The organism is Bifidobacterium pseudolongum subsp. globosum, assembly GCF_000741295.1.
Lineage (GTDB): Bacteria > Actinomycetota > Actinomycetes > Actinomycetales > Bifidobacteriaceae > Bifidobacterium > Bifidobacterium globosum.
The window spans coordinates 13869-27221 of sequence record NZ_JGZG01000010.1; the positions used below are offsets into that span (position 1 = coordinate 13869).

13 protein-coding genes, 1 tRNA gene and 1 riboswitch are annotated in these 13353 nt (G+C 62.4%); of the genes, 7 read left to right on the forward strand and 7 right to left on the reverse strand.

All coding sequences use genetic code 11. The features are described 5' to 3' along the window. Positions 1-213 precede the first annotated feature (213 nt). The 6 genes from BPSG_RS06795 (at position 214) to BPSG_RS06820 (ending at position 5417) form a co-directional block, all read left to right on the forward strand. A complete protein-coding gene (locus BPSG_RS06795) occupies positions 214-1491 on the forward strand; it encodes a polysaccharide deacetylase family protein (RefSeq protein ID WP_080699260.1) in 1278 nt (425 codons plus the stop codon). A 38-nt stretch (positions 1492-1529) separates the two neighbouring features. Beyond that, on the forward strand, positions 1530-1889 hold the full coding sequence (locus BPSG_RS06800) for a hypothetical protein (RefSeq protein ID WP_026643815.1): 360 nt from the start codon (positions 1530-1532) through the stop codon (positions 1887-1889). Positions 1890-2300: 411 nt separating this feature from the next. Next, positions 2301-2702 (forward strand): cupin domain-containing protein, encoded by a 402-nt coding sequence (locus BPSG_RS06805; RefSeq protein WP_026643814.1) that lies wholly within the window; start codon positions 2301-2303, stop codon positions 2700-2702. A gap of 39 nt (positions 2703-2741) precedes the next feature. After that, a complete protein-coding gene (locus BPSG_RS06810) occupies positions 2742-3458 on the forward strand; it encodes a carboxymuconolactone decarboxylase family protein (RefSeq protein ID WP_026643813.1) in 717 nt (238 codons plus the stop codon). Positions 3459-3596: 138 nt separating this feature from the next. Then, positions 3597-4088 carry a methylated-DNA--[protein]-cysteine S-methyltransferase gene (locus BPSG_RS06815; RefSeq protein ID WP_026643812.1) on the forward strand — a complete coding sequence of 164 codons (492 nt, stop codon included), beginning with the start codon at positions 3597-3599 and terminating at the stop codon, positions 4086-4088. A gap of 93 nt (positions 4089-4181) precedes the next feature. After that, positions 4182-5417 carry a Fic family protein gene (locus BPSG_RS06820; protein WP_225531761.1) on the forward strand — a complete coding sequence of 412 codons (1236 nt, stop codon included), beginning with the start codon at positions 4182-4184 and terminating at the stop codon, positions 5415-5417. Between the two features lie 18 nt (positions 5418-5435). Here the strand turns inward: BPSG_RS06820 and BPSG_RS06825 are convergent, their stop codons facing one another. The 7 genes from BPSG_RS06825 to BPSG_RS06855 form a co-directional block, all read right to left on the reverse strand. Beyond that, a complete protein-coding gene (locus BPSG_RS06825; RefSeq protein WP_026643811.1) occupies positions 5436-5750 on the reverse strand; it encodes a DMT family transporter in 315 nt (104 codons plus the stop codon). A gap of 11 nt (positions 5751-5761) precedes the next feature. Then, positions 5762-5829: riboswitch (guanidine-III (ykkC-III) riboswitch) on the reverse strand. A 5-nt stretch (positions 5830-5834) separates the two neighbouring features. Next, entirely contained in the window at positions 5835-7046 is a 1212-nt protein-coding gene (locus BPSG_RS06830; protein WP_080699256.1) for an MFS transporter, read from the reverse strand. Positions 7047-7134: 88 nt separating this feature from the next. Further along, positions 7135-7812: an SOS response-associated peptidase family protein gene (locus tag BPSG_RS06835; protein WP_026643809.1), complete on the reverse strand. Its 678-nt coding sequence runs from the start codon at positions 7810-7812 to the stop codon at positions 7135-7137. A 325-nt stretch (positions 7813-8137) separates the two neighbouring features. Then, positions 8138-8211: transfer RNA gene (locus BPSG_RS06840), tRNA-Gly, on the reverse strand. Between the two features lie 56 nt (positions 8212-8267). Next, entirely contained in the window at positions 8268-9254 is a 987-nt protein-coding gene (htpX, locus tag BPSG_RS06845; protein WP_026643808.1) for a zinc metalloprotease HtpX, read from the reverse strand. Positions 9255-9283: 29 nt separating this feature from the next. Next, complete coding sequence (locus BPSG_RS06850) at positions 9284-10354, reverse strand: serine hydrolase (RefSeq protein WP_051592055.1); 1071 nt, start codon at positions 10352-10354, stop codon at positions 9284-9286. Positions 10355-10475: 121 nt separating this feature from the next. Continuing rightward, entirely contained in the window at positions 10476-11930 is a 1455-nt protein-coding gene (locus BPSG_RS06855) for an FAD-dependent oxidoreductase (RefSeq protein ID WP_026643807.1), read from the reverse strand. A gap of 303 nt (positions 11931-12233) precedes the next feature. Between BPSG_RS06855 and BPSG_RS06860 the strand changes: the two genes are divergently transcribed. Beyond that, positions 12234-13271, forward strand: a complete 1038-nt coding sequence (locus BPSG_RS06860; protein WP_129867439.1) for a hypothetical protein — start codon at positions 12234-12236, stop codon at positions 13269-13271. The last annotated feature ends 82 nt before the right edge of the window (positions 13272-13353 follow it).

Genomic DNA, 13353 nt, shown 5'->3' on the forward strand with positions numbered 1-13353 from the left:
CATTATCCCGCGCGCTACCGGCGCCCATGCGTAAAAACACGCCCTGAGCGTGGAATTGTCGCTTACATCACGCCAATTGTGAAGAGTGGCGCGCGCACATGTATATAAGGGTGCGTCTACGGGCGACTCTGCTAGGCTGGCTTACAGCAGACCAACCCCACCGATACCCGCAGCAGGCATCTCAATTCACACGAAGAAAGCGTTGTGACCACGATGAACAGCACAGACCCGCGACCCAACGACGATTGGAATCTCGAAGACGCAGCAGATGCCACGGACACCGGCGATGTCGAGGAACTGGACATCGCCACGGCCAAGCGCGGCATGGGGCCGGTGGCCACAGCGCTCGTCACCGTGGCGGTGGCGTTGCTCGTGGTGGCAGGCGCGGGATTCGGCTGGTGGATGTGGCAGAACCACTGGCGGCAGGTCAGCATCACCGTGGACGGCGATCAACTGCACGCGCGCGCCGACACGACCGTGGCGCAGTTCCTGAAAGACCATGACAGTTTTCAACGCAAACCAGGCAGGCTCGTCTCACTCAAAGGCGACGTGCTCGAACCGGCCGGCGGCAACGCCGTGCAGGTCAAGCTCGACGGCACGGCCATCCCCGTGAGCGAGTACGGCAGCACAACGCTCGCCCGCGCCACCACGATGACGGTCACGCCGGGCACCGACCGCACCGAGGAGCACACCGTGGAACAGCGCACTGTGCCGTTCACCACAGACATCAACCTCAACAACGGGCCGATCCAAGTGGTCACACAGCAGGGCGAGGACGGCACGAACGAAATTTGGATAGGCAAGCGGTCGAAACAGGAAATCAAGAAGCGCACGGTGGAGCCGATGAAGAAGCTCACTGTGCAGTCGTTCTCGCCGCAGCCCGAAGGCAAGAAGGTCATCGCGCTGACCTTCGACGACGGTCCGAGCCAATACACCGGGCCGATTCTCGACATCCTCAAGAAGAAAAAAGTGAAGGCCACGTTCTTCGACCTGGGCGAAGAGGCGCTCGCCATGCCCACGCTCGAACAGCGCATGGTCAAGGAGGGGCACCAGGTGGCCTCGCACAGCGTCTCGCACCCCTACCTGCCCAACATGTCCGCACAGGAGCTGCGCAAGGAGATCACCACGAGCTTCGCCGACCTCAAGGAAGCCTCCGGCACTGTCACGCGCACATTGCGCGCCCCGTACGGCGCGTTCGGCGTGCAGCAGTGGAAGGACGCCGCCACGGTGCTCGACCGGAACGTGCTGTGGACGATCGACACCTTGGATTGGAAGCGCCCCGGCGCCAAGGCGATCCATGACGAGGTGATGAAGAATGCGTACAACGGCGCGATCGCGCTGATGCACGACGGCGGCGGCGACCGCACGCAGGACATCCAGGCCCTGCCCGGCATCATCGACGACCTGAAGAAGCAGGGATACTCGTTCGTCACAATCGACGAACTGTGTGAGATGGGCGGCGTGCCGAAGGCCGCGCAAGGCGAGGACTGAGCCTGCGCGCGGCCAATTCAGGGAAAGGGAACACACGTATGGCAAACGAGCAGAACCAACAGACACACCGCATGGTACTGATCGCGGAAGCCGCGCTCCTCATTCTCGGCTATGCACTGGTGATGCCGGTGCTGCTGTCGTCGTTCGACGGCGCGCCGAATGACGCGATCCGCGCATGGCTCAACCACTCCGCAACGAACCTGTGGCTGCTCGTCGCCGGCACGGTCGCCGGTCTGGCATGCTGGATCGGCGCGGCCGTAGTGGAGAAGAGATACCGCCGACAGGGACGCATGGGCGGCTGGAAATCATTGGTCCGCCCCGTGGTCACCACAGTGACCGGCCTCTGCGGGTTCTGCGTGTGCTTCAGCCTGCCGCTGCTGTGCATCACGCATCTGTGATCAGCGCGCACTGCGGATCTGCGTGAGGAACCGTTCGGCGACCGGGCTCAACGGGCGGTTGCGGCGCCACACCAGATGAAGTTCTGCCTCAAGCGTGGGTATAATGCAAGGCCCGTGTCCGCGCTCGTATCCACAAGACGCACGGACACGGCGCCGTTGCACGCCAAACCGAACGCCGTCTCAGGTCGGGCATGCATCAGCCCGCCCAGGCGGATCGTTCGAGGTGATTGAACAGTTCTTCGAGAAGAACCTGTAAACCAGGCAAGGGTTTAGCCGGCTGCGCAACTTGCATGGCGCAGCCGGCTTTTTGCATATGCGAAATCCGCATACAACCTATGCATTCTCATGATTTGCTGCATACAAACAATCGGCCAATAATGCAAGGCAGACAGCCAACAAAGTGAGGCACATATGAACGCATATCCAATCCCGGTCGGTGAGCCGAACAGCGCGTACGCACAGTATTTCACCGGCCGCAGCTGGCTCGCGTCGATCTCCAATGAGCAGGTGAGCATGGCGAACGTGACGTTCGAACCGGGCTGCATCAACCATTGGCACATCCACCATGCCACGCGGGGCGGCGGCCAGATGCTCATCTGCGTGGGCGGCCGCGGCTACGCGCAGACCGAAAGGCAGGAGCCGGTCGCGATGACCCCGGGCACCGTGGTGCACATTCCGGCGAACACGAAGCATTGGCACGGCGCCGCTCCCGGCAGCTGGTTCTCTCACATCGCGATCGATGTGCCGGGCGAAGGCAAGAGCAACGAGTGGCTCGAGCCGGTCGACGAAACCGAATACGCGAAGCTCAAGTAGTTAATACCAAGTAATCAATACTCAGAAATCAGGCTCATCATGACGAATCAGAATGACGATCTGCGCCGCACCGACCCGGGTTTCGCCGAGCGCATGCTGCACTTCGCGGACGTCGAAGTGGCGCAGGACCCCGACACCGCGCTCGACCCACAGACGCGCTATCTCGCGATCCTCGCGACACTGCTCGGCTGCCAGGGCGCCGACGAATTCCGCATCCAGCTGGTGCGCGCGCTCGACGCGGGCCTCACGCCCGTGCAGGTGAAGGAAACCGTGTATCAGGCGGTGGATTACCTCGGCATCGGCCGCGTGCGCCCGTTCCTCGGCATCACGAACGAGGTGCTTGAAGCGCGCGGCGTGAGGCTGCCGCTGCCCGACCAATCCACCACCACCCCGGAGAACCGGCTGGAAGCAGGCAACGCGAAGCAGGTCGAGCTGTTCGGTGAAGGCATGGACAAGAGCTACGAGCGCAGCAAAATCAACTATTGGCTCGCAGACAACTGCTTCGGCGACTACTACACGCGCACGGGACTGACCAACGCGCAGCGCGAGATGATCACATTCTGCTACCTCGCCGCCCAAGGCGGCGTGGAACCGCAGCTGCTCGCGCACGCGAAGGCGAACATCGGCGTGGGCAACAGCGCCGACCTGTTGCGCAAAGTCGTGCTGCAGTGCCTGCCGTACATCGGCTACCCGCGCACGCTCAACGCGCTGAGCACGGTCGGCGAGGCGGAACAAGCGGTCGCATCCGCCGAATGACGGCACGGATTGTGTGAATCTTGCGCAGAGCACAACGCGCACCGGCATGTTGCTCTACCCCCGCGCGCCTGCTGCCCATATAATCATGGGCAGCAGGCGTGCCCGCATTGCCGCGGGCCGATAATCAAGGAGAGTGTGATGGCGGGATTTGCAGTATACACAAGCCAATATGGGCCGGTCCGTGTGGATTGGAGCGACGGCGCGGTCACCGGGCTGCGCATCGTGACGCAGGCGGACAACACGGCGGACGGCCCGGGCGAGCCGACCGAACTGACCGATTTGGCGTTCCATGAATTGGAGCGGTATTTCGCTGGTAATCTGCGGCAGTTCACCGTGCCGATCGCATTCACGTATGGCACGCCGTTCCAGCAAGCCGTGTGGCGCACGCTGCTGCAGATTCCATACGGCGAGACGCGCACCTACGCGCAGATCGCCGAGGCCGTGGGCCAACCGAAGGCGGTGCGCGCGGTGGGTTCGGCGAACAACCGCAATCCAATCCTGTTCATCGTGCCGTGCCATCGCGTGATCGGCGCGAACGGCAATCTCGTCGGGTATGCGTACGGCGTTGAGATGAAACGTGAGCTTCTACGCTTGGAGATGCATGGCTTGCACAACACACCCACCGACTAACATTTACAAAATGTTAGTATGCAATAACTAAGATTACGTATATTGTAGTTATTTCAGTATTGCAGTGAACAGGGAGTGTGCAGGTAATCGGTCATGAAGCGCGACATATTCACAAATACGTCAACCGGCACATTGCGCATGCTGTCTGGCGAATACCCGAGCCGCTACGGTCTTATCTCATATGAGACGCCGTCATTCATTCCCGATCCACTCGGCGACTACCCCACCCTCACCATGCGCACATTGGGGGCAGTCAATCGCGCTTCCATGGCAGTGGCGCGCCTCAGCGAACTGGGAGAACGGCTTCCGAACCCAGACCTCATGCGCCGCCCGGCCCTACGGCGCGAAGCGCAGAGCACCAGCGCGTTGGAAGGCACCTATGAGCGTCTGGAAACTGTGTTGGCACAGGATTACGAGCCCGGTGGCAGTACGGTGGAACTCAACGCAACCATGCGGGAGATCCTCAATTATGTCGACGCCGCGAATTGCGGCATCGACAGCATGCGCGATAGCAGGCCGATCACACTCCCCCTGATCCGCGAATTGCAACAGATCCTCGTACACGGTACGGCGTCCGACAATCCACAGGCAGGTGAGATTCGCAATTCGCAGGTATTCATCGGCTCGCCGACACGCAAGATTGAAGATGCCCGATTCGTGCCAATGCCGCCAGGGCATGATCTCAACATTGCCGTGCAACAACTCATTGATTGGTGGAATGCACGAACCGAACCGGGGCTCGCCATGCTCGACATGGCCATGTTCCATTATCAATTCGAGACACTGCACCCGTTCACCGATGGCAACGGCAGAATAGGTCGGCTGCTGATCCTGCTGCAGATGATGAGTCGTGGACTGCTGCGTCAGCCATTGCTCTCGGTATCGTCCTGGTTTGAACAGCAACGCGGCGAATATCAGGATGCATTATTCGGTGTATCCACGCGCGGAGATTGGGATACATGGATTCTCCTGTTCTGCCAAGGCGTGGAGGAGGCGAGCGAAGATGCTCTGGCACGCACCAACCGGTTGCTCTTCATCCGCGAGCAATACCGAGAACTCGTCACCGCCCACGGATACGGCACCACGGTCATGGAAACGGGCATGCTCTTCATTGGACACCCATTCCTCACGCCCGCACAGCTTCAACGCCATATTCCACGGAGCACAACCGCCCTGCGCAGCGCGTTGAAACGGCTGGAATCGTTGGGAATCATCGAAAAAAGTGGACGTGAGTACGTTGCGCCGGACGTGCTGGATGCGGTAACGTCACCGCAAGGCACGCCCATCGACGTCGATGCTCCCCTGATTGCGCAAGGCCCTCGTGCCTGATGGAGCGACCGGCAACAATCAGCCGGCAAGTTTGAGGCCGGCAATGCACGCGACCATGCCGATGAGGCACAGAATCTTGAGCACCGACACGGATTCTTCGCCCACGACCATGCCATACACCACGGTGATCGCGGCCCCGATGCCGACCCAAATCAAATAAGCGGTGCCGACGCTGATCAAGCGCATCGCATACGACAGTCCAGCCATGCTTGCGGCCAGACCGCAGAAGAACACAATCACCGGAATGATTTTGGTGAATCCCTGCGATTTATCGAGCGCGACCGCCCACACCGCTTCGCAGATACCAGACAAAACAAGAACAATCCACGCCATGACGTGCCCCCAATGGCAAGTCTTTGCGCGTTCCTGGTACTTGACCATCGTCAGGGAACCGGCGCCGTTCGCCGATCCAACGCATTATTGTAGCAAACCGCGCTCATACCGGAACGCGTACAGCACGAGCAGCAGCACAGCAACCGCGGCGAACGGCGCGCCGCTGAGCGCTGGGTAATGGTAGTTCATCGCGGTGGCGTTCAGCACCGCGCCGCCGACGAACGAACCGACGGCGTTGCCGAAGTTGAACGCGATCTGCACAGTGGCGCCACCGATCAGCTCGCCGCCGCCCTTGCCCGCTTCGGCCATCAGCAGCTGCTGTGGCGCGGAGACGAAGAACAGTCCGAACGCGATCACAAACGTCAGCAATGCGGTGCTCCAGCGCGAGCCCGGCACCAGGAACACGGCGAGAAGCCCGATGCCGGCGACTGCCTGCCCCACGGCGGACGTGGCGCCGGGGTGCCAATGGTCAGCGATGCGCCCGCCGCACAATCCACCCACAACCATGGCGAAGCCGGCGAGCATCATCATCGCCGAGACCATGTTCGACGGCCAGCCGCCCACTTTCTGCAGCCAGGGGCTCACGTAGCTCCACCAGCAGAAAATGCCGGTATTGCCCACGAACACGGCAATCAGCACCATCCACGGGCCCGGTTTGCGCAAAAAGCGGAACTGCCCGCGCAGACCCGCGTCCTCCACTGGCTGAATGTACGGGATCCACAGGCGCGCCAACAACGCGGTCAGCGCGGCGATCGCGGCAAGCAGGCAGAACGCGAGCCGCCACGTCATGTGCTCGGCGAGCAATGTGCCGGCGGGCACACCGAGCATGTTCGCCACGGTCTGCCCCGTGACCATGGCGGAGACGGCGCGCGCTTCCTTGCCTTTCTGTGCGAGCAGTTTCGCGATCAGCGTGGCCGTGCCGAAGAATGCGCCATGCGGCAGGCCCGCAAGGAATCGTGCGGTGATGAGCATCAGCGCATTCACCGCGGCGGCGCTCAACGCATTGCCGGCGAAGGCGATGATCATGAAAATGACGATGAGGGTGCGCGGAGGGATCCTGCGCCCGAACACGAGGATGAGCGTGCCCACGCACACGCCGATTGCATATGCGGAGATGAAATTGCCGGCGAACGGGATGCTCACATGCATTGTCTGTGCGGCCTGCGGCAGGATGCCCATCATCACGAATTCGGCCGCGCCGAGCACGAACGCGCCGGAGGCGAGCGCGAGCAGGCCGAGCGCGTTATGGGATTGTGCACCGCCACTGCGTTGGGCGGCCGAGGCGTTGTTCGGCATATTCACTCCTCATCTGTGTGTGCCCATGCGGCGTTGCGCGTCCGCACATAATGCATCGCCTGAATTAAGTCGGTATCAAGTATAGTGCTCAGCGCACCGGCTGCGCGGTGAGCGGCACGGCGGAACGGTCCGCCAGCCGCATGTAGTCCGGGCCGAGCCATGTGGTGAGCTCGGTGGGGTGCAGAATGAGCGGCATGCGCGGGTGCACCGGCGCCATGCTCGCATTCGCGCGCGTCGTCACCATCGAATACTCGTGACTGCGGTGGATGCCGCCGATGAAGATGACCGGCATGCGCGGAATCGTGAACATGTACTGCTGTTTGATCGTGCGGCCGGTGCGCTCGCTGATGCGCGTCTCCGTGCCGCTTGACTCGTAGAACCAACGGCAGGCGATGATGCAACGGTCGTGCTCCATTGACGCGCGCCAGATTGGCTTATCGGCGCTTTCGATGCGCGTGTTGAAGATCGGCTGCGGATTCCACTGTGAGCTGTAGCCCCACTCGAGGTCCGCACGTTCCAGTGCGCCTGGCGCGAGCCGATCAACGCCGACCGCCGTGTCGAACGTGGGGACGATCACCGGCACAACCGATTTTGGGTAGACGTCGATTCGCCGCCCGGTTTCGGCATCCTCTGGTTCCGGATAGTTGAACTCCTGCTGGCTGTACTCCTCCGGCGATTCCGGTTCTGCCACCGGCTGCCCGCCGGTCAGTTGGGCGATGAGCAGGTTGATTTCCTCGTCTGACAATCCCACGTAATGTGCACACATGGTCTCACGGTACATCGGCGTGCTTGTACCCGTCTTGTATCTCTTCTTTCGGCGTCATGGGTTGGGCGGCACAGCCCCTTTCGCCGCTACGGGTAGTGCTTCTTCCGCTACGGGTAGTGCTTTTTCATTCGCCCCACCCCTGGAAACCGCTATTTTTCAACGGTTGTAGATGGGATTTGCCTGCGGAAGCACTACCCGTAGCAACGGAAGCACTACCCGTAGCAGCAGGGCGGGTTTTCAGGAATTTGTTATCAAAAAGTTCTCAAAATGGCTCATTCCAGCAACGCAAAACGGCTGATTTCGTTGGAAATCAGCCGTTTTCGAGTGGAGCGGATGACGGGAGTCGAACCCGCCTCTAAAGCTTGGGAAGCTTTCGTTCTACCGATGAACTACATCCGCAGGTGACCACTCACGCAGTCACAAGAAGATAGCGTACCACACGCGGTGACCCAGCACTACCTCCGGTAGCCGGTCTGCGAATACGGCTGTGCGTAGCCCGGTCCAACTTCACCGGTCGTCATACCCGCGTTCACGCCCGGCGCTCCCATAGCCGCCGCCATCTGCTGCAGGCGCGCGATGCGGTCCGCGGTCGGCGGATGCGTGGAGAACATCTTGGAGATCCCCCGCGCGGAGAACGGCGATTCGATCATCATCGCCGCCACGGAGCGGTCGGTCGCGGTCGGTGGCATCGGGTTCGCCGCCACGCCGTGCTCGATTTTGTACAGCGCCGAGGCGAGCGCCAACGGATCGCCCGTAAGCGCACTGCCGTCCTCGTCCGCGTCGTATTCGCGTGTGCGAGAAATCGCCATCTGGATGAGCGACGCCGCAATCGGCGCGAGAATGACGCTCAGCATGGCGCCGACTGCGCCCAACGCGCCGGCGCCATTGTCCGAATCGCGGTTCGAGCGCGTGGAATTGCCGAAGTACATGAGCGAATAGCCCAGGTACGAGATGACCGTGGCCATCGCGCCCGCGATCGCCGACGTGCGGATGTCGTGGTTGTACACGTGCATCAACTCATGCCCGAGCACGCCGCGGATCTCGCGCTCGTCCAGAATCTGCAGAATGCCCTGCGTGCAGCAGACCGCCGCATGCCGCTCGTTGCGGCCGGTCGCGAACGCGTTCGGTGTGCTTGTGGGCGCGACGTAGATGCGCGGCATCGGCTTGTCCGCCTTCTGCGACAGCTCGCGCACAATGCGGTAGAGTTCCGGCGCCTGCTGTTCGGTCACCGGCTGCGCGTGCATCGACGCGATTGCGAGCTTGTCGGAGAACCAGTACGAGACGAATGATGCGCCCAATCCGATGATCACGTAGTACCCGAGCGTGTTGACGCTCGCGCCTGTGGCCCACCAGATGATCATGATGATCGCCCACATGATTGCAAAGAGCAGCGCGGTTTTCAGCCCATTGTAATGATTGTGCAGTTGCGTTTTCCCGTTCATAGCCCCAGTCTACGGCAAGGGTCGCGCGTTCACGCGGCGCGCATGGCGTCGTCGACGGTCTGCGCGAGCGCGGTGAGCAGGTCGTCGCGCGCACACGCGTTCGTGAGCATGGCGAGCACATAGCCCTGCGGCTTTTCGCCCAGCTGCATGGACCCGGCCGGGATCACAATGCCCGCGTCGTTGTACGCGTACAGATTGCCTTCGCCATAGATCCAGCCGGCCTTCGACGCGACGATCTCACCCTCGCCGTGCACTGCGGCTATCGACGAGTTGAGCGAGCTGCGCATCTGCTGCGCGAGCCATGTGCGCCCCTGCGCATCCGCCGCGTCCGCCGAGGCACCGAACAGGTAGTCGTAGCTGTTGACCCACATGCGCGCCAGGTCGATGGCGGTGACGTCGCCGTAATACCCGTTGAGACCCGTGGTCGCGCCGGTGCCGGCGAGCCACTGCATGGTCGGCGCCGCACCGAACCGCTTATACAGCGCCTCGTACGTGTCGTTGTCCGAGACCTGCAGCGTCTGCGTGATGAGCCGGTTGATCCCGGCCGCGTCGGCGGTCGCGGACGTGGCGACGGCATTGATGTCGACCGCGCCGGTCTGCGCGAGCGAGACGATGTACGGCGCCTTGATCGACGACGCCGTGTACATGGGCATGCCGCCGTACGACGCGATGGCGGCGCCGGTGCGCATGTCGACGACCACGAACGAGGCTTGGTAGCCCTGCGCCCGGAAGTCCTCGATGCGCTCCATGAGCTGCGAGCGTTGCATCTCGTTGAGCTCCACGCCCGCGGACGCGAGCGTCGACGAGCCGTCCAGCTGGTTGAGATTGGCGAACGCCGCCGGTACGACCTGCGCGAGCGTGGGCGTGGGCGTGATTGTGGGGGCCGGCGAAGGCGAGACGGTCGGCTGTGCCTGCGATTGCATGGTCGCGGTGGCCGACGCGGCCGGCGCCGCCGCCGATGCGGTGGTCTGACGCACCGCCACGCCCATACTCGCAGCGGAAAGCGCAGCCACGAGCAAAGCGCTGAAACAGACGGTCTTCCACCGCGAAGCCGATTGCGTATGCCGCACGATGGCGTTGTCGAGCTGTGCATCGGTCATTGGAGGAATGTTGCCACGTCCCTGCGCCGACCGCTCACTTCGATGCATCTTCCGCACCCGTTCCCATAACTACCTGGATGACAAAACTCTCGAGACGACTATAGGCAACGGGCGCGAAGAATCAGTCCGCGATGTCGTGCGCGAGCTTGCGGAACTGCTCGGGGTCGATCACCTTCTTGTGCTCGCGGCCCTCCTTCGCGCCCTCGGCACGCTCGTACGCGTCGATGCGCTTCCAGCCGGCGAAATCGATCGGCTTGATGCCACGCTCGGCGAGCAGGCGGTCGATCGATTCGGGGTCGCGGTCGGCGGCGAGCTGCGCATGCTCCTTCGCCGCGGACAGGTCCTCGAGCATGTTCGTCACGATGAGCAGGGCGTCCGACTTCGTGGAGCCGATCAGGCCCACCGGGCCGCGCTTGGCCCAGCCGGTGGCGTAGAGGCGCTCGCGCACATCGGGGGTCTCGTGGTCCACGGTGATGCGCCCATCGCCGTTCGCGTTGGCCAGATGCGCGCCGCGTTCGTCGTAGGCGATGCCCGGCACGGATTCCGGCTGGTAGCCGATCGCATGGTAGACGGCCTGCACCGGGTAGTCGGTGAATTCGCCGGTGCGGTGCATCACGCCGTCGGCGCCTGTTACGGTGCGCTCGACGCGGATGCCCACGACCTTGCCGTCTTCGCCGAGGATCTCGGTCGGCGCGCTGTTGAAGTGCACATAGTATTTGCGGTCGGCTGGATTGCCTTCGAAGTCGACGTCACCATCGTCTTCCATATCCTCGGCCATCTCGCGGATCGCGAACAGTTCCTCGACCATCTGGCGGGTCAGCTTGTCTTTGCCCGCCTCCTCGATCGTGTCGTCGTCGAGTTCGAAGTCATCTTCGTCAATGATGAGCTGCACGCCGGGCAGTTTCTCCATTTCGCGCAGCTCCTGCACGGAGAACTTCGCCTGCGCCACACCGCGGCGGATGAACAGGTGCAGGACCTTCGCTTTGTTTTGTGCGATGCCTTCATACACGTTGTCGGGAATGTCTGTGCGGGCCTTGAGGTCGTCGGCGTTGCGCATGAGCTCGCGCGCCACGTCCATCGCCACGTTGCCGCCGCCGATCACCGCGACTTCCTCGGCCTCGAGAGGCCATTCGCGCACACCCGTCGGGTAGCCGTCGTACCACTCGACGAACTTGGCGGCGCCGTACACGCCTTCAAGGTCGGCGCCCGGGATGCGCAGCGGTTTGTCCTTGATCGCGCCGGTCGCGAAGAGCACGGCATCGTAGCGCTCGAGCAGGTCCTCGAGCGTCACGTCTTTGCCGAACTCCACGTCGCAGTACAGGTGGATGTTCGGGTTGTCGAGCGTCTTTTCGAGCGCCGACGCGATGAACTTGATCGACGGGTGGTCGGGGGCCACGCCGTAGCGCACCAGACCGAACGGCACCGGCAGCTTTTCGAAGAGGTCGATGCGCGCGTTCGTGCCCAGACCCAGTTCGTCGCCGAGCTTGGCGAGCTGGCGCAGGAAAATGTCGGAAGAGTAGACGCCGGCGGGGCCCGCGCCGATTACAGCAATACGAAGTTCAGAATCTTGAGTCACGGAACTCTAGAGTAGTCGACGAGGGCGAACGATGGAAGAGGGGTGCGCGGTGCCCCTGATTTCGATGTTTTCGCTGTTTTGGTCAGCGTTTTCGCCGTTCCTTCCAGTGTTTTCGCCGTCCTTGCCAGCGTTTTCGCTGTTTTGGTCACTTATCAAGCCAAAAAGTGACCAAAACGGCGAAAGCATTGACACAAACGGCGAAAACGGCGCGCGCTATCCACATTTGCGCAGACGCAAGGACCGCCCGACCACAGCGGGCGTGCGGGCTGGCCACCGCCGCGGAGGGTGCAGTAGCGTACCCGCATGAGCAGAACGACCAGAGTGCAGATCGATTCCCTGATACGGCAGGCTGCCGCGGAACAGCGGTGCGTCGTCGGCACAACGCGCCCTGTGCAACGTGGGTTGCAGCGCATGTGCCTGCAGGGACTGATGGTCAGCCCGTACATCAACCTGTACTGCCCCGCCGAACCATGGCAGACGATGAACGGCTGCGAGCGCCACCTCCATATATTGCGCGCGCTCCAGCTCACCCATGGTTGGACGGCCGCCGGCGAATCCGCGGTGGAGGCGCATGGGCTGCCGCACCCGTGGTCCATGCATGAAGGACTGATCACCATCGCCAGCGCGCACACCAGCAGCAATCCATACGGCGGGAAGCGCTATAGCACATGCCGCAACGCACCTGCCACGGCCATGCCCGTGCGTGGTTCGCGGCAACCACTGCGCAGGATATTCGTGCGCGATGATGAGCCGGTCATCGTCAATGGCGTGCGCGCCACATCCCTGCCACGCACGGTGGTGGATGCCGTGATGCTCGGCACGTTCGAATCGTCGATGGAGATCATCAACCATGTACTGGCCCACGGGCTGACGGAAAGCGAGCTGCGCGCGTACTGCGCCGGCCGGCGCATGGAGCATGCGCGCATCGAAAGCGTGCTGACCTACGCGAATCCGCTCGCGGAGAATGGCGGCGAATCGCTGGTGTACGCGACGATCATCCGCGCGGGGTTCGCGATTCCCGAATTGCAGTGCGAGTTCGAGAACTTCGACCACCCGGACTATCCGCTCCGCGTCGACTTCCTATGGCGCACCGACGATGGGCGCATGATCGTGCTCGAATATGACGGGCTGCGCAAATACCAGGACCCGACGATGACCCGGCACGCGCTGCAGGAGAACATCACCCGGCAGGCGTCGCGCGATCAGATGCTGCTCGCCCAACACGTGACGAAGATTGTGCATTGCTTCGCCGAAGACGTGTACCAACCCGAACGGCTCATCGCCAAGCTGGATCAAGCGGGCGTGCCGCGCCTCCCACAGCCGCGCGCGCTCCCCTTCTGAGCACTCCCTCGCTTCTTCCCATCCATTGCCAACATACCTATGCGCCGCCCCCTATGAATTCGCTGTTTTTGCCAGTGTTTTC

What these genes read in the sequence shown, in the direction of transcription:
- BPSG_RS06795 (WP_080699260.1), top strand. Translation starts at nt 214, where the DNA reads ATGAACAGCACAGACCCGCGACCCAACGACGATTGGAATCTCGAAGAC.
- BPSG_RS06800 (WP_026643815.1), top strand. Translation starts at nt 1,530, where the DNA reads ATGGCAAACGAGCAGAACCAACAGACACACCGCATGGTACTGATCGCG.
- BPSG_RS06805 (WP_026643814.1), top strand. Translation starts at nt 2,301, where the DNA reads ATGAACGCATATCCAATCCCGGTCGGTGAGCCGAACAGCGCGTACGCA.
- BPSG_RS06810 (WP_026643813.1), top strand. Translation starts at nt 2,742, where the DNA reads ATGACGAATCAGAATGACGATCTGCGCCGCACCGACCCGGGTTTCGCC.
- BPSG_RS06815 (WP_026643812.1), top strand. Translation starts at nt 3,597, where the DNA reads ATGGCGGGATTTGCAGTATACACAAGCCAATATGGGCCGGTCCGTGTG.
- BPSG_RS06820 (WP_225531761.1), top strand. Translation starts at nt 4,182, where the DNA reads ATGAAGCGCGACATATTCACAAATACGTCAACCGGCACATTGCGCATG.
- BPSG_RS06825 (WP_026643811.1), bottom strand. Translation starts at nt 5,750, where the DNA reads ATGGCGTGGATTGTTCTTGTTTTGTCTGGTATCTGCGAAGCGGTGTGG.
- BPSG_RS06830 (WP_080699256.1), bottom strand. Translation starts at nt 7,046, where the DNA reads ATGCCGAACAACGCCTCGGCCGCCCAACGCAGTGGCGGTGCACAATCC.
- BPSG_RS06835 (WP_026643809.1), bottom strand. Translation starts at nt 7,812, where the DNA reads ATGTGTGCACATTACGTGGGATTGTCAGACGAGGAAATCAACCTGCTC.
- htpX (WP_026643808.1), bottom strand. Translation starts at nt 9,254, where the DNA reads ATGAACGGGAAAACGCAACTGCACAATCATTACAATGGGCTGAAAACC.
- BPSG_RS06850 (WP_051592055.1), bottom strand. Translation starts at nt 10,354, where the DNA reads ATGACCGATGCACAGCTCGACAACGCCATCGTGCGGCATACGCAATCG.
- BPSG_RS06860 (WP_129867439.1), top strand. Translation starts at nt 12,234, where the DNA reads ATGAGCAGAACGACCAGAGTGCAGATCGATTCCCTGATACGGCAGGCT.